At 48.7% G+C, this 26,281-nt stretch carries 27 protein-coding genes; 23 read left to right on the forward strand and 4 right to left on the reverse strand.

The window, feature by feature from the left end; translation table 11 throughout:
- Nucleotides 1–161: 161 nt before the first annotated feature.
- Genes GWK09_RS12130 through GWK09_RS12145 form a run of 4 tightly spaced genes read left to right on the forward strand, consistent with a single transcriptional unit; the run spans nucleotide 162 to nucleotide 4,299 of the window.
- A complete protein-coding gene (locus GWK09_RS12130; RefSeq protein ID WP_163693727.1) occupies nucleotides 162–1,682 on the forward strand; it encodes an FG-GAP repeat domain-containing protein in 1,521 nt (506 codons plus the stop codon).
- 1 nt (nucleotide 1,683) lies between these two features.
- On the forward strand, nucleotides 1,684–2,121 hold the full coding sequence (locus tag GWK09_RS12135; RefSeq protein WP_163693728.1) for a 3D domain-containing protein: 438 nt from the start codon (nucleotides 1,684–1,686) through the stop codon (nucleotides 2,119–2,121).
- A complete protein-coding gene (locus tag GWK09_RS12140; RefSeq protein ID WP_163693729.1) occupies nucleotides 2,118–2,792 on the forward strand; it encodes an N-acetylmuramoyl-L-alanine amidase in 675 nt (224 codons plus the stop codon). Before GWK09_RS12135 ends, GWK09_RS12140 begins: the two co-directional genes overlap by 4 nt.
- A gap of 1 nt (nucleotide 2,793) precedes the next feature.
- Nucleotides 2,794–4,299, forward strand: a complete 1,506-nt coding sequence (locus GWK09_RS12145) for a M14 family metallopeptidase (protein WP_163693730.1) — start codon at nucleotides 2,794–2,796, stop codon at nucleotides 4,297–4,299.
- 22 nt (nucleotides 4,300–4,321) lie between these two features.
- On the opposite strand, the gene GWK09_RS12150 is transcribed toward GWK09_RS12145, so the two are convergent.
- Nucleotides 4,322–4,489: a hypothetical protein gene (locus tag GWK09_RS12150; RefSeq protein WP_163693731.1), complete on the reverse strand. Its 168-nt coding sequence runs from the start codon at nucleotides 4,487–4,489 to the stop codon at nucleotides 4,322–4,324.
- 176 nt (nucleotides 4,490–4,665) lie between these two features.
- A complete protein-coding gene (locus tag GWK09_RS12155; RefSeq protein WP_163693732.1) occupies nucleotides 4,666–5,763 on the reverse strand; it encodes a vWA domain-containing protein in 1,098 nt (365 codons plus the stop codon).
- Nucleotides 5,764–5,978: 215 nt separating this feature from the next.
- On the opposite strand from GWK09_RS12155, the gene GWK09_RS12160 reads away from it, so the two are divergent.
- The 15 genes from GWK09_RS12160 to GWK09_RS12230 all read left to right on the forward strand — a co-directional run bounded on the left by GWK09_RS12160 (nucleotide 5,979) and on the right by GWK09_RS12230 (nucleotide 21,282).
- Nucleotides 5,979–6,224 (forward strand): MoaD/ThiS family protein, encoded by a 246-nt coding sequence (locus tag GWK09_RS12160; protein WP_163693733.1) that lies wholly within the window; start codon nucleotides 5,979–5,981, stop codon nucleotides 6,222–6,224.
- Nucleotides 6,225–6,239: 15 nt separating this feature from the next.
- Nucleotides 6,240–7,223 (forward strand): GTP 3',8-cyclase MoaA, encoded by a 984-nt coding sequence (gene moaA, locus GWK09_RS12165; RefSeq protein ID WP_163693734.1) that lies wholly within the window; start codon nucleotides 6,240–6,242, stop codon nucleotides 7,221–7,223.
- Nucleotides 7,224–7,240: 17 nt separating this feature from the next.
- Nucleotides 7,241–7,861: a molybdenum cofactor guanylyltransferase gene (mobA, locus tag GWK09_RS12170; protein WP_163693735.1), complete on the forward strand. Its 621-nt coding sequence runs from the start codon at nucleotides 7,241–7,243 to the stop codon at nucleotides 7,859–7,861.
- Entirely contained in the window at nucleotides 7,858–8,955 is a 1,098-nt protein-coding gene (locus GWK09_RS12175; RefSeq protein ID WP_163693736.1) for a HesA/MoeB/ThiF family protein, read from the forward strand. The genes mobA and GWK09_RS12175 overlap by 4 nt, the downstream gene beginning before the upstream one ends.
- Nucleotides 8,956–9,030: 75 nt before the next feature.
- Nucleotides 9,031–10,233: a molybdopterin molybdotransferase MoeA gene (locus GWK09_RS12180; protein WP_163693737.1), complete on the forward strand. Its 1,203-nt coding sequence runs from the start codon at nucleotides 9,031–9,033 to the stop codon at nucleotides 10,231–10,233.
- Nucleotides 10,230–11,249, forward strand: a complete 1,020-nt coding sequence (locus GWK09_RS12185) for an XdhC family protein (protein ID WP_163693738.1) — start codon at nucleotides 10,230–10,232, stop codon at nucleotides 11,247–11,249. The genes GWK09_RS12180 and GWK09_RS12185 overlap by 4 nt, the downstream gene beginning before the upstream one ends.
- Nucleotides 11,246–11,851, forward strand: a complete 606-nt coding sequence (locus tag GWK09_RS12190) for a nucleotidyltransferase family protein (RefSeq protein ID WP_163693739.1) — start codon at nucleotides 11,246–11,248, stop codon at nucleotides 11,849–11,851. The genes GWK09_RS12185 and GWK09_RS12190 overlap by 4 nt, the downstream gene beginning before the upstream one ends.
- Nucleotides 11,848–12,939 carry an amidohydrolase family protein gene (locus GWK09_RS12195; protein WP_163693740.1) on the forward strand — a complete coding sequence of 364 codons (1,092 nt, stop codon included), beginning with the start codon at nucleotides 11,848–11,850 and terminating at the stop codon, nucleotides 12,937–12,939. The genes GWK09_RS12190 and GWK09_RS12195 overlap by 4 nt, the downstream gene beginning before the upstream one ends.
- A 143-nt stretch (nucleotides 12,940–13,082) precedes the next feature.
- Complete coding sequence (locus tag GWK09_RS12200) at nucleotides 13,083–13,571, forward strand: RNA polymerase sigma factor (RefSeq protein ID WP_163693741.1); 489 nt, start codon at nucleotides 13,083–13,085, stop codon at nucleotides 13,569–13,571.
- 5 nt (nucleotides 13,572–13,576) lie between these two features.
- A complete protein-coding gene (locus GWK09_RS12205) occupies nucleotides 13,577–14,170 on the forward strand; it encodes a hypothetical protein (RefSeq protein WP_163693742.1) in 594 nt (197 codons plus the stop codon).
- 143 nt (nucleotides 14,171–14,313) lie between these two features.
- Entirely contained in the window at nucleotides 14,314–16,191 is a 1,878-nt protein-coding gene (locus GWK09_RS12210) for a CocE/NonD family hydrolase (RefSeq protein ID WP_163693743.1), read from the forward strand.
- A 143-nt stretch (nucleotides 16,192–16,334) separates the two neighbouring features.
- Nucleotides 16,335–16,949, forward strand: coding sequence for a protein-L-isoaspartate(D-aspartate) O-methyltransferase (locus GWK09_RS12215; protein ID WP_239530927.1), 615 nt, complete (start codon nucleotides 16,335–16,337; stop codon nucleotides 16,947–16,949).
- Between the two features lie 264 nt (nucleotides 16,950–17,213).
- Nucleotides 17,214–19,325, forward strand: coding sequence for an elongation factor G (locus GWK09_RS12220; RefSeq protein WP_163693745.1), 2,112 nt, complete (start codon nucleotides 17,214–17,216; stop codon nucleotides 19,323–19,325).
- Nucleotides 19,326–19,378: 53 nt separating this feature from the next.
- A complete protein-coding gene (locus GWK09_RS12225; RefSeq protein ID WP_163693746.1) occupies nucleotides 19,379–20,854 on the forward strand; it encodes a membrane dipeptidase in 1,476 nt (491 codons plus the stop codon).
- A 62-nt stretch (nucleotides 20,855–20,916) separates the two neighbouring features.
- Nucleotides 20,917–21,282 carry a DoxX family protein gene (locus GWK09_RS12230; protein WP_163693747.1) on the forward strand — a complete coding sequence of 122 codons (366 nt, stop codon included), beginning with the start codon at nucleotides 20,917–20,919 and terminating at the stop codon, nucleotides 21,280–21,282.
- Here the strand turns inward: GWK09_RS12230 and GWK09_RS12235 are convergent.
- Nucleotides 21,279–21,641: a DoxX family protein gene (locus tag GWK09_RS12235; protein ID WP_163693748.1), complete on the reverse strand. Its 363-nt coding sequence runs from the start codon at nucleotides 21,639–21,641 to the stop codon at nucleotides 21,279–21,281. The genes GWK09_RS12230 and GWK09_RS12235 overlap by 4 nt on opposite strands.
- A 118-nt stretch (nucleotides 21,642–21,759) precedes the next feature.
- On the opposite strand from GWK09_RS12235, the gene GWK09_RS12240 reads away from it, so the two are divergent.
- Entirely contained in the window at nucleotides 21,760–23,010 is a 1,251-nt protein-coding gene (locus GWK09_RS12240) for an NAD(P)/FAD-dependent oxidoreductase (RefSeq protein WP_163693749.1), read from the forward strand.
- A gap of 45 nt (nucleotides 23,011–23,055) precedes the next feature.
- Here GWK09_RS12240 and GWK09_RS12245 read toward each other — a convergent pair whose 3' ends face one another.
- Nucleotides 23,056–23,646 carry a fasciclin domain-containing protein gene (locus GWK09_RS12245; RefSeq protein WP_163693750.1) on the reverse strand — a complete coding sequence of 197 codons (591 nt, stop codon included), beginning with the start codon at nucleotides 23,644–23,646 and terminating at the stop codon, nucleotides 23,056–23,058.
- A 177-nt stretch (nucleotides 23,647–23,823) separates the two neighbouring features.
- Between GWK09_RS12245 and GWK09_RS12250 the strand changes: the two genes are divergently transcribed.
- From GWK09_RS12250 to GWK09_RS12260, 3 genes are read left to right on the forward strand one after another with little or no spacing between them, the layout of a single operon-like run.
- Nucleotides 23,824–24,942, forward strand: coding sequence for an alkene reductase (locus tag GWK09_RS12250; RefSeq protein ID WP_163693751.1), 1,119 nt, complete (start codon nucleotides 23,824–23,826; stop codon nucleotides 24,940–24,942).
- A gap of 54 nt (nucleotides 24,943–24,996) precedes the next feature.
- Nucleotides 24,997–25,830, forward strand: a complete 834-nt coding sequence (locus tag GWK09_RS12255; protein WP_163693752.1) for a dienelactone hydrolase family protein — start codon at nucleotides 24,997–24,999, stop codon at nucleotides 25,828–25,830.
- A gap of 31 nt (nucleotides 25,831–25,861) precedes the next feature.
- A complete protein-coding gene (locus tag GWK09_RS12260; RefSeq protein ID WP_163693753.1) occupies nucleotides 25,862–26,278 on the forward strand; it encodes an OsmC family protein in 417 nt (138 codons plus the stop codon).
- Nucleotides 26,279–26,281 lie beyond the last annotated feature (3 nt).

Genomic DNA, 26,281 nt, shown 5'->3' on the forward strand with positions numbered 1-26,281 from the left:
GATATTTGTAACTTTCCGAAATTCTGATCCGTTCAGGACTGGATCTGAAATCTCCGGAGAAAACTAATAAAAGCCGAAGATAGGAAATATGATTCGTCTAAAAGCATATGAAAAACAGCCATAGCATTGTAAAACACAAACGAACATTTTCAAGATCCTCGATGGATACTGGGTCAATCTACGCTCTGTATCTGACCTTGTGCTTACTGCTCCTTTCTTCCTGTGGCACTGGCAGGGAAGAAAGGCAGGTTCAGCTGTATGAAACGCATTGTGCGAACTGCCATATAGCACCCCAGATCGATCATTTGCCCAGAAAGATCTGGGAAGAGGCTATCCTGCCAGATATGGGAGCCAGGATGGGAATCCGGGACAAGGGCTATGACCCCCTTGCCGGTTTGTCCTATGAAGAAATGGAAGCGGTTATCCGGACCGGAATTTATCCGTTAACACCCACCATAGCCCAAGAAGACTGGGCGTTATTAAAAGAGTACATCCTGGAGCAGGCCCCGGATTCCTTACCGCAGATCAGGATATCTGTGGAGGCGGGAGAACTGGAGAAATTCAAATCTGTTCTCCAATCGTTCAGTGGACCCATAAAGCGTTCTTATGCCTATCTCGAATTCAAACCTTCCCTCGGAAAAATGATCATGGGGGATATGCGGGGGGAATTGATGTCCTATTCACCTGCCGAAGGATTAAAGGAACTGGGGTACTTTACGAGCTTGGTGGTCGCTTACGAACCAGGGGAGGAGCACGCGTTTATCACGACCATAGGAAATATCCACCCCAGTGCATTGTCCAGGGGAACGGTCTATGAGATCAGGGGAACGGATACCCTTCAAGTGGTACATCCGCTGCATCGGCCCGTTCATACTCTGGCAGAGGACCTCAATGGGGACGGGCAGGAGGAACTGGTAATCAGTGAGTTCGGGGACCTGACCGGAGAACTGTCCCTTTCTGTAAAGAACGCCTCAGGGAAGTACGAAAAGCGAACTCTGCTGAATCAGCCCGGGACCATCAGGGTAGTGTCCCGGGATATGGACAATGACGGACTTCTGGATCTCGTGGCCCTCACTTCACAGGGAGACGAAAGTATCACGATCCTCTTTCAAAAGAAAAACCTCTCCTTTGAGGCACATAAAGTCATTCGTTTTAACCCCGTATATGGGAGTAGCTGGTTCGAACTGATGGATTACGAAGGAGATGGGGACCTGGATATTGTAACTGTCCACGGGGACAATGCCGATAAATCCTATGTTGCAAAACCCTATCACGGCATGCGATTGCACCTGAACGACGGTCTTAATAATTTTACTAAGGTCTTCTTTTACCCTATGTACGGGGCGACACGGGTCCTGGCGAGCGATTTTGACCAGGATGGTGACATGGACTTTGGACTGCTTTCCACCTTTCCAGACTACGAGAATGCTCCGGACCGTACCTTCCTGTTTCTGGATAACACAGATCCCGCCGCCTATCAATTCGAGACCTTTAAGGTGGCTGATTCGGATAAAGCAAAATGGTTTTTGATGGACAAGGGAGATATTGACGGGGATGGGGATTTGGATATAATCGTAAGCAGTTTTACCCTGCCATTTGTCCCTGCCCCACAAGACTTGCAGAACAGATGGAAGGAATTTGGGATAGACCTGATGATCCTTGAAAATCAATTAACGCCATAAGATGAGGGGTCTGATCAGCTTTACCGGGATCCTAATTTTGGTCTGTCTGCCGCTGCTTTCCTGTGCCGATGAAGAGGACAAGTATACCTGGGAATCCATGGAAGTGACCGCAACGGCCTACAATGCAGTGGCTTCCCAGACAGATTCCCTGGTAAATATCGCAGCATGGGGAGATACCCTCAAGCCCGGGATGAAGTGCATTGCGGTCTCCCGTGACCTGCTGAAAAAAGGATTGAGATACGATACACCGGTAAAGATCGAGGGATTTGAAGGGGTCTTCCGGGTGAAGGACAAAATGCACGGTAGATGGGTAAACCGTATCGATATCTTTATGGGGGTGGATGTGGAAAAAGCCCGGGAATGGGGCCGTAAGAAAGTGGTCATACAATACGGGATCCCTTTAAATGAAGGTGAAGAAACTAATTTGGTGGGAAAATGAGAAAAGAAATAACAGGTAAAGGATTGCTCTGGCTCTGTTTCTCTTTGCTGCTCTGGTCCTGCGCTTCAACACGAATTGTAGACAGGCCTATCGTCTTTGATGCCCAGCGGGAACAACTCACCCAGGCTTACATGGCTGAAAGATATGGATTGAAGGACAGCAGCATTTATATCACCCCCCGGATGATCGTTCTCCACTGGACGGCCATTCCTACCTTAGAAGGCTCTTTTGACGCCTTTGATGATACGACCATACCCCAATGGCGAACCATGGTCGGAGAGGCCGGAAAACTCAATGTCTCATCTCATTTCCTGGTAGACCGGGATGGCACTGTTTACAGGCTCCTGCCTGAGACCGTGATGGGTCGGCATGTGATCGGTCTCAATCACTGTGCCCTGGGTATCGAAAACGTGGGTGGCACGGCAGATACACCTCTGACCGAAGCTCAACTCAGATCGAATATCTGGCTGGTAAATTATCTCAGTAATAAATACGACATAGAATACCTTATCGGCCATTATGAATACACCCTTTTTGAAGGCCATGAACTATGGCTGGAAAAAGATCCCGCCTACAGGACTGAAAAGGAGGATCCGGGTCAGGAATTCATGGCCAGGGTCAGGAAAGCCACGAGAAAATGGAATTTTAAACCTTTACCAGAACAGGAATAATATGAAGTACGGAAAAATACTCGCCCTTCTTGTACTCTTTGGTGCATGTAAGGACAAAGCCCCCCAGGTGAAGCAGGAAAAGGATATCACCTCTTCCCTTTACGAGACCTACGAGGCCTACAAAGAGCCAAGGCTCGATAAACGCCGTATCAAGCACAAGGATATTGTGGACCTTATCGGGGTGCACAAGGAAGATGCGGGGATATCGGTTCAGAAGGTGGGGGAGTCTATCGAAGGAAGATCGCTAAATCTGATCAGTCTGGGGGAGGGCCAGAAAGACGTATTCCTCTGGTCACAGATGCACGGAAATGAGCCTACTGCCACCCAGGCGATCTTTGATATCCTGAACTTTTTCAAAAGTGATGATTTCCAGGAGGAGAAAACAGAGATTCTCAGTAATCTCCGGCTTCATTTCCTCCCTATGCTCAACCCGGACGGGGCCGAGGTTTTCCAAAGGGAGAACAGGCTCGGGATCGATATCAATCGGGATGCGCTCAGGCTGCAATCCCCGGAGGGCCGGACCCTGAAACGCGTACGCGACAGTCTGGAGGCCGATTTCGGTTTTAACCTGCACGATCAGAGCACCTATTACAATGCCGAACGAACCGATAAACCGGCGACGATCTCATACCTGGCCCCGGCCTATAATTATGAGAAGGAGATTAATGAAGGGCGCGGTAATGCCATGAAGGTGATTGTCTTTATGAACGGGATCATACAGAAATACGCCCCTGGCCAGGTTGGCCGGTATAATGATGATTTTGAGCCCAGGGCCTTTGGGGACAACATCCAGAAATGGGGTACGAGCACCATCCTTATAGAATCAGGGGGGTATGCCAATGACCGGGAGAAACAGGAGATCCGCAAACTGAATTATGTCTCTATCCTCTCAGCCCTCTATTCCATAGCCACGGAAAACTACCGGGACATCCCTATAGAATCCTATGAACAGATCCCCGAAAATGACAGGAAACTGTTCGATCTCAAATTGACGGAGGTCACTTACAATCTGCTGGGAAATCCCTATATCCTGGACATAGGTATCCATCAGCTGGAAGTAGACAAGGAAGGGAATAGAGATTATTGGTTCAGCAGCCGGATTGTCGATCAGGGCGACCTCTCCACCTTTTACGGCTACAAAACCTTTGACGCCAGCGGGTACACCCTGGTCTGGGGGAAGGTATATCCGGAGGTATTCGAGAATATGAGAGAACTGACTGAGGATCCAGGCCGAGTAAGGGATTTACTTTTGGAAGGATTTACCTGTGTGAGGATAAAGGACATCCCGGCCGATATGCTTTATTCACCCATCCCGATACACCTGGCCGCACCGGGGTACAAGATGCCTGAATCAGAATTGGAGGCAGGAAAAAACCCCACCTTTCTCTTGGAGAAGGATGGGGGTTATAAGTTCGCCGTCATCAATGGTTTCCTATTGGACCTTTCTGAGGCTGAGCCGAAATTCCTTGAACAATGGGGACGCAAGAACGCGATGATTTACCGTTGATCTCATTTTGACAGTCTGGAGTTTAATATCCGAAACTGAAATGCAACTGGCTGCCGTTGACAATAATGGCAATTAACATCACGAAAAGGGTCAGCACTATTGAAGTGAAAACGGACAGTACCAGGCTTTTATATCCTTTGGATAGGGAACCTAGGGCACTCTGACTGATAATTTCGTTGATAACATCCATGATTTCTCTTTTTTACGTTAAACAATCTTTCGTTTTTAGGATGTATGTTAATCGCGATATACATTCGGGTTGCTATGTATATAACAAGGATGATGCCAAAAACCCTACTTTGGACCATGCCCATAAAAAAAGGAGGACCTTACGGACCTCCTTAAAATTCGCAAAAATGCCTTATTTTACTGGCATCCGCCGGTAAAACCGGTAGCATTGAATTCTGTCTGTACAGACCCCTGTCTCGAACCGTCTGTAACCTGGATAGCGAGGTTGTTTACGCCACTACCGTCCCGTTTCGGGGTACAGTATTCGAAAAGATAATAGCTATTGGCCCGCTCCGAAACCCTGAAAGAGATATCGTTGAACGTAGCTTCCAGTTGCTCTTTGTTGCCGGCAAAAACGCTGAAAGTACGACCGATCTCCCCGAGGACCTCTGCATCGATCTCGGCTCCTAACCCGATCGTAAAAAAGGAGATATTGAGATCCGCATTCTGAACTTTTTGAAGGGCATCTCTCTCTGAATAGCGGGAGGCCTGGTCCGTACCATCGGTGAAGATCACAATAGAGGCTGCGCTTATGGTGGCATTGGCCCGTGCATCGTCGAGCAGGTCTTCCGCAATATTGGTCGATTTGATCACGGCCCCGTACAGGTCGGTAGACGGGTCATTGCTTATGTCCTGTGTGATCCCTTCCACAGCCAGGGTCAGTTCGTCCTTGACAGCTGTCAGGGGTTGCAGTAAGTGCAACTTGTCCTCCCCGTCGAACCAGTAGATCGCCATTTTGAAACTTTCCTGGGTGGTTGTGGGCATTACATTGTTGATAAAACTCAGGGATGCTGATTTCAATTCGGTGAGACTACTGCTTAGCACACTATTACTGAGATCGAGCACCAGCAAGGTGTTATTGCTGAATATCTGGGAGTTGGGGGAGATGCGGGCAAAGGATTCCGAAGTGGAGATGGTGTTAAAACACTCGTCATTGCGCCCCTGTTCGTAAATGGTGAACTGGTTCGCCGTAAGCCCCGAGACTGGATTCCCCTGAGCATCGGATACTCGAAAGAAGATCGAAACCTTTCCGGGAAGGGTAGTAAACTTGTCCTGAATCGACAGGACGAGATCATTCTCACCCAGATTAAGGCAGTCATCCACCGGCTTGCCTATACCGAGGTCCCCATCGGGATTTAGGTCAAAATTCACGTCATCATCTGCATTGCCGCAGGAGAGAAACAAGGAAGTTACCAGGGAAAAAACGAAGATATGTAAGCGGGTTTTCATTTTCATACATTTAGGTTCACCCTCAAAACGCGACTTCACAATTTTAAGTATATACGCGGGCATACTTTTTTTTGGAGGTATACGTATTACGATCTGAACGAGCATACAGACACTATATTTACAGAAGTAATTGTTAAAGGATGTGACGAAAAATATAATTTTTGATACCTTGTTGATTATAGAGACTTTTGAAAACAGGTCTATAAATTGAAAGTTCAAATATGAAGATTCTGCTATTTGGCATAACCCGGGACATCACAGGAAAAGCCGAATTGGAATTGTCCGAAAAAACAGCTTCTGCCTTGCGAAATGTAAAGGACCTGAGGGAATTCATAATCGGGGAATACCCGGAATTGAAAAGCCTTTCCTCTATGGCTATAGCGGTGAATAATGAATATGCCACGGGGGAAACCGGGATCGGACAAGAAGACGAAATCGCCCTGATCCCCCCTGTAAGCGGAGGTTAAAACGAATACATCAGTATGCTGATCGACAATCACGGAAGAAAAATTAATTACCTGCGCCTGGCCGTAACGGACCGTTGCAACCTCAGGTGCCATTACTGCATGCCGGCCGAAGGGATCCATTTTGCCAAAAAAGACAATCTCCTCAGTATGGAGGAACTCAAATTGCTTGCTGGCACCCTGGTGGATCTGGGGATAGACAAGATCAGACTCACAGGGGGAGAACCCTTTGTGCGTAAAGACCTGATGGTTTTGCTTCGCTACCTGTCCTCCCTGACCGATATCAGGGAACTGTCCATGACCACGAATGCCACACTGATCGGCCCTTATATCGAGGAATTAAAGAGCATGGGCATCACCAATATAAATCTCAGTTTGGACGCGATCAGAAAGGAGACTTTTGAGAAGATTACCAGACGAGACCAGTTCGATGTCGTCTATGGCAACCTGATGACCCTTATTGACAAAGGGTTTAACCTGAGGATCAATTTCATCGTACTGGAAAACCAGAACGAACAGGACATCATCCCAATCTTAAAATTACAGGAAGAATACCCCGTATCGGTTCGTTTTTTGGAAGAAATGCCATTTAACGGGGGAAGCCGGAATTTTCAGACCATCAAATGGAATTACAGGGAGATCCTCAAATATATAGGTACTTTCTATCCGGATTACGAGCCATTAGAATCGCCCGAGACCTCTACCTCTCTTAATTATAAGATCCCTGGGCATGCAGGATCCTTCGGTATCATCCCATCTTTTAGCAGGACCTTTTGCGGAAGTTGCAATCGACTGAGGATCACGGCGACAGGGGATGTGATCACCTGTCTGTACGGCAAGCCTAAAATGAATGTAAGGGAGATTCTCAGGGGTAATGATCCGGTTTCCGGGTTAAAGAAATCCATTGTTGAAGTCATCGGCAAGCGTGCGAAGACGGGCTTCGAGGCCCAGGAAGAACACAAGGGAGTCTTCGAGAACTCAATGACCTCCATTGGGGGATAATATGTGAATGCGATCGAATGTTGGAAAAAAGCCATAATAAAGATCACAAGCCTCCCGTCCTGTACGGGTTGATCCTCGCGGGTGGCAAAAGCAGCCGCATGGGTCGGGATAAAGCTTTGATCTCTTATCACGGAAGGTCTCAATGGGAAATTTTATTCGATCTGGCTCAAAGCGTTTGTGACCGTACCTTCCTCAGTTTGAGAAAGGATCAACAGGAAGATCTTGCCCCCGGTGTGGAAGTGATCCTGGACAGGGATGAATACCCGGGTCCTTTCAACGGAATTCTCAGTGCTCATCACGCGTTTCCGGATGCAGCCTGGTTGGTTCTGGCCTGCGACCTGCCGCTGATCGACCTGGAGACCCTTGAGAAACTGTGCATTTCAAGGCATCCTGAAAGAGATGCCACGGCCCTGGCGACCAGGGCTACCGGCCTTCCGGAACCCCTTGCGGCCATATGGGAACCGGGAGCACTTCGCAAGGTCCCGGGATACTTGAAAAAGGCAACTTCCAGCTGCCCGCGCAAGTTTTTACTCAGTTCTGATACATCGCTTGTCTTTCCGGAAGATGATGCTGCCCTCTCCAACGCAAATTCCCAGGAGGATTATATCCGGATCAAAGAGTCTCTGGATTCAAAATGAAGCAAAACCGATACATAAGACAGACTTCTCTGAAAGATTTCGGCCCTGAAAGGCAGGAAATGCTGCAAAAAGCCCGTGTACTGGTCATAGGGGCTGGGGGACTAGGTATTCCTGTCCTGCAGTATCTCAGCGCAATGGGTGTAGGGGTATTGGGTGTAGTGGAACAGGATGTGGTGGAGCTTTCCAACCTGCAGCGACAGGTACTTTATGGGGAAAAGGACGTGGCAAAACCCAAAATTGAGGTGGTGCTCAAAAAACTCAGGGAGATGAATTCCGAAATTCTGTTCCATGGCCATGATACTTTTCTGACTCCTTCCAACGCCCTTGAGATCGTATCGGACTATGACCTTGTGGTGGATGCCTCCGATAATTTTGCCACCAGATACCTGATCAATGATGCCTGTGTGATCCTCGGTATACCCTTTGTTTCAGGCGCTATCCATGGTTTCGAAGGGCAGGTTAGCGTATTTAACTATCAGGATGGCCCTACCTACCGATGCCTGTTCCCAACACCCCCGGAACCGGGAAGCATTAAGGACTGTAATGCAAATGGGGTACTGGGTGTGATCCCCGGGATTATAGGATCATTGCAGGCCATGGAGGTCGTCAAGGTCCTGACTGAAATGCCTGGAATTCTAAAAGGCAAGCTATTGATCTACCATGGGATTGATCAGAGCCTGCGCCAAATTACATTTCCTGCCATTCCTGCCAACAAAACCCGTAAGGCTCTGGAGTCAATCTACGAAACTCCGGATTGCGCCCGTGTTCCCACCGTGGGAGTGGAAAGACTGAAAAAGGAACTCACTGAGAACCCGGAGGGAATAATGCTGCTGGATGTCCGCACGGCCGAAGAGTACCGGGAAGATGGTTTGGAAGAGGCCACACATATCCCACTAGAGGATCTGGAGAAGTACGGCGAGAAATTACCCCTTCAAAAGACCGTGTATTGTATCTGCCGATCCGGTTCCAGGAGTTTAACCGCAGCCAGGAATCTCCTGGATGCCAGGGGAAATCTACGGGTTTACTCCGTGGAAGGAGGCATGGAGGCCTGGCAAAAGCATTTCGGCATATTTGGCGAGGCCGGGTCCGTATAATATTTAAAGTTTGCAAAGCCCTGGGAGGTTTCCCGTACTTTGGCTATATTTTGATTCGAATCTTCCTAGCAGGTCATGATCACATATAAAGAAGCCCTTTCGCTGGTCTTGGAGCAGCATCTAGAGTTCGGTACGGAGGTCGTCCCTCTTACAGAGGCTTACAATCGCGTACTGGCCGAAGAGATTCATGCCGACCGGGATTTCCCTCCATTTAACCGGGCCACCAAAGACGGGATCGCCCTGGCCTATGAGGCTATAGAAAACGGTAGATTATCCTTTGAAATCACAGGGGTTCTTCCGGCAGGTAAGCCGGTCATACCGCTGGAGGAACCGGAAGGATGTATTGAGATCATGACCGGTGCTGTGGTTCCCTATGAAACAGACACCGTGGTCATGTACGAACACCTGGAGGTTGATGGGGACATCGCCACCCTGAAAAAGATCCCGGAACAGGGTCAAAACATACACCTTAGGGGCAGTGATCATCGCAAAGGGGAACGAATACTCCCAAAAAACATCAGGGTCCTGGCCGCAGAGATGGGTGTTCTGGCCACTGTTGGCAAGAACCGTGTACATGTGCACAAAACTCCGAGGATCGCATTGATCTCCACGGGGAATGAACTTGTGGAAATAGATCAAACGCCCTTGTTGCACCAGATCAGAAGGTCTAATACATACAGCCTGTACGGCGCTTTACAGGAGGAAGGCATCAAGCCTTTGCACCTGCACCTCGATGACGATCTGGACCTGATGAGGCAGAAACTGGCCTATCTGATCGATGAGATGGACGTGCTTATCCTCAGCGGTGGTGTATCCAAGGGCAAATTCGATTATCTCCCCCAGGTACTGGAGGAATTGGGGGTGGAAAAGATATTCCACAGGGTTGCCCAAAGGCCTGGCAAACCCTTCTGGTTCGGGAAAAACCGAAATCGAGCGACCCTGGTCTTTTCATTTCCGGGCAATCCGGTCTCCACCTTCCTCAATTTTTATCTGTATTTTATACCGTGGTACTTTAAGAACCTGGGGCTCGGTTACGAACCCATGTTCGTGCAATTGCGGAAAAAAATAGAGAATCCGTCGGACCTGACTATTTTTATAGGTGCTAACCTCATGATCGAAGAGGGGATACTCCTCGGAGAAATACTGAATAGCAGCGGGTCGGGCGATCTGGCTCACCTCTCAGAGATCGAAGGATTCGTGCAATTGGATCCCCGAAAGGCGTCTTATAAAAAGGGGGAGATCGTTCCTTTCATACCTGTTAAAAATCACAAGAGATGACCCATGAACTGAAAAATATCATCAGGAGCTTTGAGGTCGCTTCAAAAGCCGGCCTAAAAACGGTCATGGCTACGGTGGTGGCGCTGGATGGCTCTTCATATCGGAAACCCGGCGTCAGGATGCTGATCCACGAAAACGGGAGAATGGAGGGAGCCGTAAGCGGAGGATGTGTGGAAAAAGAGATCCTCAGGCAGTCAGAAAGTGTATTTAGTTCCGGAATCCCACGGGTGATGATCTATGATGGAAGATACCGTTTGGGCTGCGAAGGGGTGTTGTATATCCTGATAGAACCTTTTTCACCCGGTCCAGACCTGATCACCGCCTTCAGAGAGAATCTCACCCGGCGGGACAGTTTTAAAATCACGTCCTATTTTAAAAGGGCAGAACAGGAAGAAATAGGTTTCGGTAGCATTTTGGAACTCGGTGGGAAGACCTATTGTTTTTTCCAGGATCGTTCGCCGGATGCGGCTCTTCTGAGTTTTACCCAGACACTGCCGCCCTCTATTAGACTTCATATTATTGGTTCAGAACACGACGCAGTCATCCTGTGCCACCTGGCCTCACAGATGGGTATGGAAGTCGCAGTGGTCGTCAATCCCATGGAAGAGAAGGGAAAGGACCACTTTCCCGGAGCCGAAGAATTCCTGCCTGTTATACCGGAAGAATTCCCGATAAGTGCTGTTGATACTCAAACAGCGGTGGTGCTGATGAATCACAGTTATTCCAAGGACCTGCAATTTTTATTGAGGCTGTACAAAGGAACACAATTCTACACAGGGGTATTAGGACCTTACAAAAGACGGGAAGAATTGCTCAACGACCTCCTCGAGCAGGCACCGGAGGTAGAACTCGATTTTCTGGAAAGCCTCCACGGCCCGGCCGGGATAGATATAGGCGCTGTGACCCCTCAGGAGATCGCCGTTTCCATCCTGAGTGAGATCCTCCTGGTGCACAGGGGCCGGACTCCCCAGAAATTGAAGGATAAACAAGGATCCATACACACAACCTCCTCATGAAGATTACCATCCTCCTGCTGGCTGCGGGTGCTTCCAGGCGAATGGGTCGACCCAAACAGCTTCTGCCCTGGGGAAATTCTACCCTGTTAGGTCACGCTATTGAGACTGCCATATCCTGTCAATCGGACCAGGTCTTCGTGGTCCTGGGCGCCGGGGCCGACACCATTTGCGAATCCCTGGAGATCGATGGATTCGAGGTGATTATTAATGAAGAATGGGCAGAAGGCATCGGTGCCACCATCAGAAGGGGCATATCCCATGTAAGCTCCCTGCATCCTGTTCCGGATGCCGTCCTCATCATGCTGGCAGACCAGCCGCTGATCGGAAAGGAACATCTCGAAAACCTTATGGCCCTTTTCAAAAAAGAGGAAAAGCGGATCGTCTGTACAGAATACGTGGGGAAACTCGGAGTTCCCGCGGTTTTTCCACGTCGATTTTTTCCGGATCTGGCCCGGCTGACGGGAGACCATGGTGGAGGAAAACTGATCGCCGCCCATGCTGAGGAGGCTTTGGGAATTCCAGCCGTCGATAAGGTGGCCGATTTGGATACTCCCCAGGACTATTTATCTTTAACAAAGACCCATCAAAAACCCGATTCATGAAGAACAACCTTACCCTATTGAGTTTTTGCCTCCTGGCAACGGCCACAGCCCAGCAAACCCCGGAAATGGGTTTTGAAGAATACAATCCGACTTCCACCCTGGTAGTACCCGGGGAGGAGGTACCAAGGGCCAGATTCCCATTTGTCGATATACACAGCCATCAGTTCAGGATGGCGGGGCAGGACCTTTCAGAACTGGTGGAGCCCATGGACCGAATGAACATGGCCGTTATGGTGAACCTCAGCGGGGGGTCAGGGGAAAACCTGAAAATGATGATCGAGAACATAAACACCCATTATCCCAATCGGTTCGTGGTATTCGCCAACGTTGATTTTGATGGGGTTGGGAATCCCGGCTGGGCTGAAAATGCGACCAGGCAATTGGAAGAGGATGTGAAGAACGGAGCTCGGGGCCTCAAGATATACAAGAGCCTGGGGTTGCGCAACCGGGATGTGTCCGGAAATCGCATCCCTGTGGACGACCCCAGGCTGGATCCCATTTGGGAAAAATGCGGGGAACTGAAGATCCCCGTCCTGATCCATTCCGCAGACCCCAGGTCGTTCTGGGACCCGATGGATGAAAAGAACGAGCGCTGGCTGGAATTAAAAACAAGACCGAACCGCAAGCGGAGCGATACAGACCCTGCCCCCTGGGAACAGATCATACAGGAACAACACAACATGTTCCGGAAACATCCCAATACCCTTTTCATCAATGCGCATATGGGATGGTATGCCAACAACCTCGGTAAATTGGCCCAATTGCTCGAGGAGATCCCAAACATGTACGTGGGCATTGGAGCGATCATAGCCGAATTGGGAAGGCAGCCCAGGAACGCAAGGGCTTTTTTCACGAAGTATCAGGACAGGATCCTCTTCGGGAAGGACAGCTGGCAGCCGGAGGAGTTCCCCACCTATTTCCGCGTCCTTGAAAGTGATGACGAATATTTCCCCTATTACAAGAAATACCATGCCTTCTGGGCCATGTACGGTCTCGACCTGCCAGACGAGGTCCTCAATAAGGTGTACTACAAGAACGCGATCAAACTTATCCCTTCCATAGATTCTTCCCTTTTCCCGTCATACTGAGGATCTTCACCAGGGATGGGCGGAGTGCACAAGGCGAACCTCCATCAGCCAGGCGGAGGGAACCTTCTTTCAAAAAAAATCACGACAAAATGTGATCTTTTACGTGATTGAGATACTAATCCCCCAAACAGCTGCAGCAAGGCATGCCCGAACAGGAAGAATTCGTACGAATAATCAAAGAGAACCAGGGGTTGATCTATAAAGTAGCGGCCCTGTATACGGAACAGAAACAGGATCGCAATGATCTGTACCAGGAGATCGTATTCCAGTTGTGGAAGTCCTTCGAATCATTTCGGGCTGAGGCAAAGATCAGCACCTGGATGTATCGCATCGCACTGAATACGGCCATCGGCCAACTGAATAAGCGAAAGAGGAGAGGGAGGGAAGTAGGTCTGGAAGTCCTGCCACAGCTGGTCGCAGATCATTCTTCGGAAATCCTGGAAGAGCGTGTAAAACTCCTTCACAGTGAGATACAAAACCTGAATATTTTGGAGAAAGGGATCATCCTTTTGTTGCTGGAAGGAAAAAAATACGAGGAAATAGCAGAGATAACAGGCCTTTCAGCAACCAATGTCGGGACCAGGATCTCGCGTATAAAGGAAAAACTGAAATCAAAGATGACTAATCAATAATCATTATGGAAATCAAAGACTTGGAATCACTTTGGTCTGAGATGGACCGTGAACTCGAAAATCAAAAGAAACTCACTAAAACATTGATCATGGAAATGACACAACAAAAATATTCGAACAAATTTCAAAGGGTCTCGGTGTTTGAGACCATCGGTGGCATTATTTGTATTCTGGCCGGCGTTTTCATCATGACCCAATTTTCTGAATTGGATACCTGGTATCTACAACTTTGCGGAGTACTAACCATTCTCATCCTCTTTGTGCTTCCCGTTCTCACACTCCGTTCCCTGTATCGTGTTCAAACGATCCAAATCTCAGACAAGGCTGTTTCAGAAACGATCGTGGGTTATGTGAAGGCTAAAAACCAACTGCTTTTCCTGCAGAGGCTCGGCATCTACCTCAGTGTGGTCCTCATGCTGACCATGTTGCCTGTTGCCAGTAAGATCAGCAGCGGAAAAGATCTTTTTCAGGAAAGTACAGCCTGGTTCCTCTATGTACCTGTTATGTCGGTTTTCCTCTTCTTCTTTGCCCGGTGGGGATACGGGTGCTACAAGAGCCTTACAGATTCTGCCGAGGATCTTCTCAGGCAAATGGAATAGAAAATGAAAGGAAAAACCATAATTGCAAAGCCTCCTCATATGGGAGGCTTTGTTATTTCTGAAAAATAAGCGATTTGTTTAGCTCATAGGAGGCCTGCAGAATATTTTATCTAAATTTAAGGAGAACTTAATTCGATTTAACAATGAAAAAACTGAGCGTACTATTCCTATTCTTGTTTCTCACCCAGACAGGGTTACATTCTCAGGATTCGGTCTTTGACAGGCTGGAAGAGGTGGCCGTTGTGGAACAGAAGGTCATGATGCCCATGAGAGACGGTATCAGGCTGGCCACCGATATATACAGGCCTAAGGGAGACAGGAAAGTTCCCATTATATTCTCGAGGACTCCTTATAATTTTAACTCCTGGGGCGATGGGGAGCAACGGACCAGAACGGCTGAACGAGCCCTTGAAGCTGTTGAAAGAGGGTATGCTTATGTGGTTCAGAATGAACGCGGCAGGTATTATTCGGAAGGGGAGTGGGACATCCTGGGTGTTCCTCTAACCGATGGGTATGACGCATTTTCATGGATGAGTCAACAGTCCTGGTCTAACGGGAAAATCGGCCTGCTGGGTTGTTCTTCCACAGCGGAATGGCAAATGGCGGTCGCGGCCCTGGACCATCCTGCCCTTGGGACGATGGTTCCCCAGGCTTTCGGAGCTGGAGTAGGTCGTGTGGGCGAATACTATGAACAGGGAAACTGGTACAGGGGTGGAGCAGAGCAAATGCTCTTTTTTGCCTGGCTGTACGGAGTGGAACACGATATATTCAAGCCCCGGATCCCTCCGGGTGCCACACAGGAAGACCTGATCAGGATCTCCAGGTTTTATGACCTCGCCCCGGAAAATCCGCCTGTAGATATGGCAGAGGCCCTGAAGCATTTGCCTATTCAGGATTTCATTAAAAACATCCCGGGGAAAAAAGAAATCTTCGAAAAGATGGTCAGGCGAAAACCCAATGACCCGGCCTGGTTTGAAGGGGGTCTTTACCATGACGACATGGAAATCGATATCCCCGCCTTCTGGTTTGCCAGCTGGTACGATGTATCTATTAGCCCTAACCTGGCTCTGTACAATCACGTTCGAAATAATGCAAAAGATCCTGAAACAAGGGATAACCAGTACCTGGTCATCGCCCCTACACTGCATTGCGCCTATACCCGCGCCACTGAGAATACGATTGTAGGAGAACGTTCCGTAGGCGATGCAAGACTTAATTATGACGAGCAGATCTATGCCTGGTTCGATCTTTGGTTGAAGGGTGAAAACAATGATTTTAAGGAGCAGATGCCCCGGGTGCAATACTATACCATGGGCAGCAACCGATGGAATGCCTCGGATACCTGGCCTCCGGCAGAGGCCCGGATGCAGACCTATTACCTCCACAGTGGGGGAAGTGCCAACAGCCTTTACGGGGATGGCAGCCTCAGCACAAAAAAACCCTCTAAAGGCCAAAAACCGGACACCTTTGTGTACGACCCCATGAACCCCGTTCCATCTTATGGGGGCAATGTGTGTTGTACCGGAAATGCCGTTAAGGGAGGGGCCTATGACCAGCAGGTAATGGAAACGAGGAACGACATCCTGGTATACACATCGGATGTATTGAAGGAAGGGGTGGAAATCACCGGATTTATTGAGTCGACCCTCTATCTCTCCAGCGATGTGAAGGATACGGACCTCACTCTGAAGCTGATCGATGTATATCCGGATGGAAGGGCGTATAACCTGGACGAGACCATTCAGCGGGTGAGGTACAGGGAAGGCTATGATAAGGAGGTGTTCATGGAAAAGGGCAAGGTGTACCGGGTGGATCTCACTCCTTTGGCTACCAGTAATTTTTTCGAAAAAGGACACCGAATCCGCATAGAGGTTTCCAGCAGTAATTTCCCCCGTTTTGCCAGAAACCTCAATACAGGGGGGAACAATTTCGATGAGAAAGAGGGGGTTATCGCAACCAACACCATTCACCATTCGGACCAATATCCATCCCAGATCAGGCTTCCTATGATAAGGAAGTAAGCTTATAAATCAGACCTGGGAACAGAGGAATGCAGGTCCTTGTAAAAACAAAAAGCATGTCATCCTCCTTAAAAAACAGCCTGATACTCCTGTTAATCCTTTTAGGAACCCATTCTTTAATCGGACAACCAAGTGCGATGGAGATGAGACAGCGCATGGTCAATGAACAGCTTAGGGGACGTGATATCACAAACAAAGCCACGCTCGAAGCCATGTCTGTGATTCCCAGGGAAGTCTTTGTTCCTCTTTCGCAAAGACCTTTTGCCTATGAGGACAGGCCTTTACCCATAGGGGAGGGACAGACCATTTCCCAGCCCTATATGGTAGCTTTTATGACACAGGCGCTAAGGCTAAAACCCACAGACAGGGTACTGGAGATAGGCACGGGTTCCGGGTATCAGGCTGCGGTACTTGCCCATATCGCGGACACTGTCTTTACTGTAGAGATCGTCCCATCACTGGCTAACAAAGCCTCCAGGATCTTAAGGGAACTGAACCTGGAGAATGTACAGGTCCGGATAGGGGACGGGTATTTCGGATGGAAGGAGAAAGCCCCTTTCGACGCCATTATTGTGACGGCCGGTGCGGAAAGCATCCCTCCTGTATTGGTCGAACAACTGGCGGAGGACGGTATTATGATAATCCCTTTAGGCCCTCATAGAGGGGTGAGGCAACTCATCCGTCTGACCAAGAGCAAAGGCCGCATCAAGACTAGGTCTTTGATGGAGGTCCGTTTTGTTCCTTTCGTGAGGAACTAGGGGAGGCTCTTACCCCTTGCGGATCCCTGCATCACTCTATTCCTTTTTCTGGGTTTGAAACTATTATTACCCGGTAATATGGGCTATTATTTGTAGTTTTTAAACGGAAAAAATAGTAAATTACAAGGTGTATTTTTTCATGGGAGCTAGAGTTGTGTTCTGCAGACTTTCGGCTTCCTGTCCGGCCGTCTTCAGGACACATTCCTATGTTCTATGGACAGCCTTTGAAAATCGATTTTAATTACGACCTAAATACTCAGCACTATGAAAATATTCGACGATAAGCACATCAAAAATGTCGTTTTTGTGGGAGCCCACCAGAGTGGGAAGACCACCTTGTCTGAAACTATGCTCTTTGAGGCAGGACTGATCAACAGAAGGGGTTCCGTAGAGAACAAGAACACGGTCTCGGATTACCACGACGTGGAACACGAAAGAGGGACCTCTGTATTCGCCACCCCATTGCATACCGAATGGCGGAATTACAAGATCAATATCATCGATACCCCCGGCCTGGACGATTTCGTAGGGGAGATCATTTCATCCATTCGCGTAGCCGACACCATTCTTACCGTGATTAACGCCCAGAACGGGGTGGAGATCGGTACTGAGATCATCTGGGATTACATAGACCGCTATCAAAAACCAACGGTCTTCGTTGTGAACCAGATCGACCATTTAAATGCGAATTTCGACCACAGTTTCAAAAGTATTAAGAACCTGGTGGGGAACAACGCAGTGCTGGTACAGTACCCGATGAAGATCGATGGGGCCCAATGCATCATCGATGTATTGAAAATGAAGTGCTATAAGTTCGGCCCGGAGGGCGGTAAACCCGAAAAATTGCCGATCCCAGAGGATCAGCAAGAACGCGCCAATAGGCTGCACAATGAACTCGTGGAAAAAGCAGCGGAGAATGATGAGGCACTCATGGAACTTTTCTTCGACAAAGGAACCCTCAATGAAGATGAAATGAGGATGGGGATCAAAGCGGGAATGCTGAACCATGAATTGTTTCCTGTATTCTGTGTTTCGGCCCTGAATGATATGGGTAGTGGCCGACTCATGGGGTTCATCGACAATGTGGCTCCGGCCGCGGCAGACCTGAAGCAGGAACAATCCGTGGAAGGCAAGACGATTGAAAGGAAAAAAGAGGCGCCTACCGCCCTTTTCGTATTTAAGACCGTTTTTCAGCCCAGCCTGGGACAGATTACTTTCTTCAAGGTGAAATCCGGGGAAGTGAAGATCAATGACAAACTGGTCAATTCCCGTACAGGCGAAACCGAAGTGCTGAACCAGCTCTTTATAATGGACGGGAAGAACAGGGAGCCCGTAAATAAACTTACCGTTGGCGATATCGGGGCCAGTCTGAAATTAAAGTATACGGAAACCAATGACACCCTCTATGATGGTGATTCGCCCGTGACCATCAAACCCATAGACTACCCGGAACCTCGCACCCGTCGGGCCGTATCCGCGAGTAAAAAACAGGAAGAGGAAAAACTGAGCGAAGCGCTCAAGAAAATCCACAGTCAGGATCCCACCGCCGTGGTAGAATATTCCTCCGAATTAAGGCAGATGATCCTGGGATGTCAGGGGGAACTTCACCTGGCGACGATCGACTGGAGCCTGAAGAATCACTATGGCATCGAAGCAGAATTTGAGGCGCCGAAGATCGCTTACCGGGAGACCATCCAACGGTCGTCATCATCCAGCTACAGGCACAAAAAGCAATCCGGAGGGGCGGGACAATTTGCGGAGGTACACCTCAAAATAGAGCCCTGGAGTGAAGGCATGCCTGAACCGGTTGGATTCAATATCAGAGGCAAGGAGGAAATAGACCTCCCCTGGGGTGGTAAGCTCGTCTTCTACAACTGTATCGTAGGAGGGGTCATCGATACCCGCTTCCTGCCCTCCATCAGGAAGGGGATCCTGGAAGTAATGGAATCAGGACCTTTGACAGGCTCCTTTATCAGGGATGTCCGTGTAATGGTATACGATGGTAAGATGCACCCTGTAGATTCCAACGATATCGCCTTTAAGATTGCCGGGGCGCATGCTTTTAAGGAAGCCTTTATGAATGCGAATCCCAAACTGCTGGAACCTGTGCAGGAAGTTACCGTCAGGGTGCCGGAAGAAACCGTGGGCAGTGTGATGACCGACCTGCAATCTAGGCGATCCATCATTCAGGGCATTGACAGTATCGATCATTTCCAGATCCTGAAATGCGCCGTACCCGAAGCAGAACTCTACAGGTATTCCACCGATTTGAGGTCCCTGACACAGGGAAAGGCCACCTTCAGAGCTGTATTTTCATCCTTTAAGGCCGTGCCAAACCACATTCAGGAAAACCTGGTAGGGTCCTACGATAAATAAGGAGGCGCCTGACCACATAGAATCAGGCTGACCGGCTTTTGAACGCAGATAGCATGGTGAATTCCAATGGCTACATAGATTTTCACTGTCATCCTTCTTTGAAACCCTTTGGAAAGAGTTTCAATACAAAACCCGTTGGACAAAACAGTGGGGATCGCAGGCGCAAAAGGAGTATCTGGCATTACGATCCGCCTTCCTTGTTCGATAAGGCACTGAATTATCTCAGTGGCCTGACCAAATTTTCCCAGTCTAATTTTACAGCCCTTACCCTTGGGGGTGTGGAGGTAGTATGCGTTTCTCTCTATCCATTGGAAAAATGGTTCGTGCGCAACCGACTGAAGAACGAGGTCATACTGGACCTGGCATCCAATTTTGCCCTGGGAATTGGGGCAAAACGCGTGGATCATATTCAGGCGTTTCAGGAATATTTTCCGGATCTACTGCTTCAGTACGAATATTACAGGCAGCTGGATGGGAAGGAGTTCAGGATTAGCGGAAACCGGGTGCGCTACAAACTCGTACGCAACTGGGATGAGATCCTGGAGATCCGCAGGGAAGAGGATTCTTCCCGCATAAGAACCATTGCGGTTATCATCAGCATAGAGGGTCTTCATGTTCTCAACACCGGACTCAACAAGGAGCCTGGGGAAGCGGAGGTCTTGCAAAACCTGGATCAAATCAGATCCTGGGAGTATCCGCCTTTTTTTGTTACGGTGGCCCATCATTTCTGGAATCACCTCTGTGGACATGCTCCCAGCCTCTCTGGAGTGATCACAAAATTTACCGATCAGAAAGAAGGTCTCGAGACAGGATTTACCGCTTTAGGATGGAAGGTCCTGGAACGCATGCTGGATTCCTCCGGAGGGAAACGAATCATTCCGGATATCAAGCATATGAGTGCCAGGGCAAGGCAGGAGTATTACCAATTTCTGGAGAAGTCACCCTGGAAGGAGCAGAACATCCCGATCATTATCAGTCACGGTGCTTGTAACGGCCTGAGATCCCATTCGGATCCGGTAATGGCTCATCCGGCCTCTGCTACCCCCCTAAACCAGGTCTCCATTAACTTTTATGACGAGGAACTCATCCGTCTCGTAAAATCCGGTGGCCTGATCGGTCTTCAGCTAGACGAAAGGCGGATCGCCAGCAAGGATACCCTGAAGGCTACCAAGAAATCAATCCTCCGCCACAAGATCATGCACTACCGCTCCGAATTGCTCTGGAATCAGGTCAGGCACATCCTGACCGTCCTGGATGCCGAAGGGCTCTTCGCCTGGGATTGCATGGCGATAGGCTCTGATTTTGACGGCATCATAGATTCACTGAATGGATTCTGGACGGCTGAAGAACTGCCCTTCCTGTCTGATTTTCTCGAGAGGCATGCATTTAATTACATGAAGGATGCCAAATTGAAGGTTCCCGAAAACAAGATCGAAGCTGATGAAATCGTTCAGCGTATCTTTTCTGCCAACGGGAATAACTTTCTTTCGAAATTTTTCAGGCAATCCTTTCCGGGCGATAATCATTAAATAGCAACCGGATTCAGCGGATACGCCGATTTTTGCTAACTTACCTGGAAATCATATAAGCTATGGAAATTATTATCAAGGTGCTCCAGGGCATAGTAGGGCTGAGCATTTTAAATGTTTGGTTGATCCAATACAACAAACCAACACGCTGGAGGGGTGGTGACGCAAAGACCATTCTGGAGGAATTCAAAGCGTACGGTCTTCCGGCCTGGTTTTGCTACGTAGTGGGCACCCTTAAAGTCGTCCTGGCAATTATGTTGATCACCGCGATCTGGTACCCCGACCTGAAGTTAGCGGCAGCTTCCGGACTCGCCCTTCTTCTGGCAGGCTCAGTCTCCATGCATTTTAAGATTAACGATCCCATTATCAAATCTTTTCCGGCCTCATTATTTCTGGCCATGTGCATCATCATTATTTTCTACGGTTAGGCTCCGCCTGCCTGCGTCTCTTCCAGGAGACTGAAGAAAAGGTAGGCACAGGCTGTGGCATAGAACAGTGCCGGCAAAAGAGCTGGCCAGGGGTCACTTATTTTCAGGCGGACACCCACCCCGAGAAGCATCAGGAGTGTCAGCCCCGCCAAGGCGAACAAGGCAAGAAGTGGGCTGTACATCAACCCTGCGAGAAGCCCGGCACTTCCGGCCAATTGTAGCACTCCGGTTAGGCGTCTCTGATCTTGCAGGCCGTAGCGCTCGAATTCCCGCTTCATCCTGGGAGCAAACAGGCAACTCATCCCGAAAAACAGGAAAGAGAAGACCAGAAAGAAGCTGAGTAGATCGAGGAGTTTCATTTATTTTGGTAAAAAGATTGAAACAGAAGGTTAAAGATACCCTTTTCTGAACGATGCCTGGGCGAAGCGTATGACATTACATAAGTGACAGGAGTCTGGAATTTCCTATTTTTGGAACATGTTAAAAAACAATGCGAAGATCTCTATTGTAGGGGCCGGACTCAGCGGTCTCGCTGCTGCAATAAACCTCGAAAAAGCAGGCTTCAGCCCGGTAATCTATGAGGCGACCTCGGAGGTAGGAGGAAGGGTGAAAACAGACCTGGTGGAGGGCTATCAGCTAGACCACGGATTCCAGGTGATGCTGGACGCCTATCCGAAGGCGAAGGAATATTTTGATTACAGCACTTTGGATTTGCAAAGGCTTTTGCCGGGAGCAATCATATACAGTGAGGGCAGGGAGTATACTCTTGGGGATCCAAGCCGGTATTTTCCTTTCCTGCTTCCCACCGTGGAGTCGGGCATTGCAAGCCTGCGCGATATGTACCTGATGTGGAAGCTGCACAGGGAACTGCAATCGACGAGCATTGAGGCGATCTTTGAATTACCGGAAATGTCCACCCTTGATTTCCTGAATAAAAGAGGGTTTTCCCAAAAACTCCTGCGTAATTTTTTTAAACCCTTTTTCTCTGGCATTTTTCTGGAGCCCGACCTCTCTACCTCTAGCAGGATGTTCTGCTTCGTTTTCAAAATGTTCGGCCAGGGGAATGCTGTGATCCCAAAGGGCGGGATGTCGGCTCTGCCCGAACAGTTATTGCAAAAGCTTCAAAAAACGGTGATTCACTACAATACCCCTGTAAAGAAAATAGAGGAAGGAAAGATCACATTAAAGGACGGAAAGGAAATTGTGACAGATCTGGTGCTGATCGCTACGGATGATCAAAGTCTGATCCCCAGTGCTAGGCAGGTCCCTGTGCGCTGGCATGGATGCGACACCCTGTATTTTGAAACGGAAAAGAGGAGCATTCCCAAGCCGCTAATTGGCTTGGTCGCAAAGGAAGGGTCCCTGATCAACAACCTGTTTTATCCTACGAGTATATCGACTACTAGCAGGGGGAAAAAAGAATTGCTTTCCGTCACTGTGGTCAGGGATCACGACCTCGAGGAGGGTGTCTTGATAGAAAAAATAAAAGAAGAGCTGAAGGCGGTTTGCCGTGTTGAGAACCCCCGGTTCCTAAAGAAGTACCGGATTAATAAGGCCCTTCCACGCATCAATTCCTTAAAAGCTTCCTGGGATGAAGATATGGGTAAGATTGGGAATACGATCTTCCTCGCCGGTGACTACCTGTTGTACGGCTCATCCAATGCTGCCCTCCTCAGTGGGGAAAAGGCCGCCCAGGCCATAATTAGACAACTGAGTTCCGTAAAATAAAAAACCGCCTATGAGGCGGTTTTCCATACAATGAGTCAGTAACTCTTATCCAGCCGGCATAATTACAGCGTCGATTGCGTGAATGACCCCATTGGACGCAGGCACATCAGCCATAATGACCAGACTTGCATTTCCTTTGGCATCAACGAGTTTTACGCTTTCTCCCTCCAGGGACAGGGTGATCTTGTCTCCCTGCACAGTTTCTACAACAAAGGATCCGCCATTACTATTAATAGCCTCTATGACAGCGGATGCCGGAAATTTACCGGCTACCACGTGGTAGGTGAGCAAGTTGATCAGAGCCGACTTATTCTCAGATTGAAGCAGGCTTTCAACCGTACCTTCGGGAAGTTTTGCAAAACTCTCATTGGTCGGGGCAAAAACGGTAAAAGGCCCTTCACTGCTAAGGGTTCCGACCAGATCCGCTGCCTGCACTGCGACAACCAGGGTGCTGAAACTCTCATTTCCACTGGCCACCCCTACAATGGTTTCTAGGGCCACTTCCTCCTCCTGAGAGCCATAGGCTTCAGACATTTCCGTTTCAACGGCTTCTTCCGCACTTTCTTTTTCCTTGTTGGATTGCCCGCAGGATGCGAGCATCAGGCCCGTTAGTAATAATACATGTAATACTTTCATCGCAATAGTTTTTAAGTTAGCAGTGAAGATAGGGATAAGAAGAACGCAGAGTTCCTAGTATTTGTTTAAATATATTTCCTAAAAGTTAAACATAAACTAAAGTAGAAGTTTCATGACCCTTTATTCACAAATTTTCTTTTCTTTTTAAGAAATCACTAAAAACATAGCTAAAACAATATGGAAAAAAGACAGCACTTACTTCAACCACTTCAAATGGGTCCAATTTCATTGCCGAACAGGGTCGTCATGGCTCCGATGACGCGCAGCAGGGCAGCCAATGATGAGAATAAGGCCACAGCGGATCTTCAGGGCCGGTATTACGCCCAGAGAGCTTCTGCGGGTCTGATCATCACCGAAGGCTCCCAGGTTTCTGAAAGGGCAGTGGGCTATATCAATACTCCCGGTATTCATTCCCGGGTCCAGGTGGAAGGCTGGAAGGAAGTCACAAAAAAAGTGCACGAGGCCGGAGGACGTATTTTTGTACAACTATGGCATGTGGGCAGGATGTCGCATCCGGATTTCCACAATGGAGAGCATCCCCTGGCACCGTCGGCCATCAATCCCCATGAGAAATCCTATACTCCTGAGGGCTTTAAGGAAACCGTAACTCCCAAGGAGATGTCCTTGGAGGAGATCCAGCAAACGATAGCCGATTTTCGATTGGCAGCGAAAAATGCGGTTGAAGCCGGCTTTGACGGGGTAGAGATCCACGCCTCCAATGGTTACCTCTTCCATCAGTTCTTCAACAGGACAAGTAACCGCAGGACAGATGCCTATGGGGGAACCAGAGAGAAACGGGCACGCTTTCTTTTCGATGTCCTGGATGCCGTAAAAAAAGAGATCCCGGAGAACAGGATCGGTATCAGGCTCAACCCATCCCTCCACGGTTCTTTTGGCATGACTCTCGATGAGGAAACCATTCCTACCTTCGATTACATCGTTGATAAACTCAATGAGTACAACCTGGCTTATCTGCATCTCTCCGAGCCTTTTACGGACGTATCCGATATTCCACATGCCGAGCCGGAAATCGCTAAGCACTATCGTCCTCTTTACAAAGGCGTGCTGATGATCAATAACGGTTTTGATCGCGCATCCGGAAATGCCATACTTGAAGAAGGCCTTGCAGACCTTGTGGCATTCGGGAAGCCTTATATCTCCAATCCGGATCTGGTGGAGCGTTTTGAACAGGATGTGCCTCTCACGGATTGGGACCAGGACACTTTTTATACTCCAGGGAAAGAAGGGTATCTCGATTATAAGAAAAAAACTGCAGAGGCCAGCACCCAGGATTAATCCCCTTCTTCGTATTTTAGTATGCGCGTAACACAACCTTTAAAAATTGAGTTTATGAAAAAGATTTCTTTTTTGACCATTGTTCTCTTAACCGTATTCATGGTTGCCTGTAAAACAGATAAAAAACAGGCCAACGAAGAGGCTGGCCCGGCTGAATCTACACAGGTAGGCGAGGAGGTGACCTATTCCACGGATTCTACCACGATGAAGGGATATCTCGCCTATGATAAGGCGTTTGAAGGAAAGCGGCCCGGGATTCTGGTGGTGCACGAGTGGTGGGGCCATAATGATTACACGAGGGAAAGAGCGAGGATGCTCGCTGAGTTGGGCTACACGGCCCTTGCAGTGGATATGTACGGGGATGGAAAGCAGGCGAAACATCCGGATGATGCTGGTAAATTTTCAGGGATGGTGATGAGAAATATCGATGAGGCTAAAGCGCGGTTTCACGCTGCCTTGAAACTTCTCAAATCCCAGCAGACGGTTGATTCCACCCGGATCGCAGCCATCGGCTATTGTTTTGGAGGAAGTGTGGTTCTGACCATGGCCAACGCAGGGGAAGACCTGGATGCGGTCGCTGCCTTTCACAGTGGAGTGCAATTGCCCATTATGCCCAATGAGAACATCAAAGCCAGAATTTTGGTGTGCAACGGAGCAGCAGATCCCTTTGTTTCCGAGGAATCCGTAGAGGCATTTAAAAGGGCCATGGATGAATCCGGGGCTGAATATGAGTATATTGCATACGAGGGTGCTCAGCACGCCTTTACCAGCAAAGATGCTGATTCTCTTGGACAAAAGTTTAATCTCCCCCTGGCCTACCAGGAAAAGGCCGATAAAGAGTCCTGGAAGGAGCTACAGGAATTATTAAATGAAACGTTTAATAAATAGTTATTAATATAATTAAAATCAATTAGATAAAATGAAATTTACAAGAAAAGCTAATGCGCAATGGTTCGGTGGTGGGAAAGATGGCAAAGGCCAGGTAACTACCGCCAGTACCGTTTTGAACAAGACCCAGTATTCCTTTAAAACGAGGTTTGAGGATGGGGTAGGGACCAACCCTGAAGAATTGGTGGGTGCGGCTCATGCCGGGTGTTTTGCTATGAAACTGAGTTTTTTGCTCGGAGATGCCGGTTTTACACCTGACGAATTAAATGTGGACGCTTCGGTATTATTTGAGGACGGCAATGTCACCGAGATCACACTCGACCTTAAAGGAAAGGTAACCGGGATCGGTAAGGACAAATTCTCGGAAATCGCAGAGGAGGCCAAGAAAACCTGTCCCATCTCACAATTGCTTAAGGCCAAGATCAATCTGAACGCCAGTTTGGTGTAAGGT

This window comes from Muriicola jejuensis, assembly GCF_010671595.1.
GTDB lineage: Bacteria > Bacteroidota > Bacteroidia > Flavobacteriales > Flavobacteriaceae > Muriicola > Muriicola jejuensis.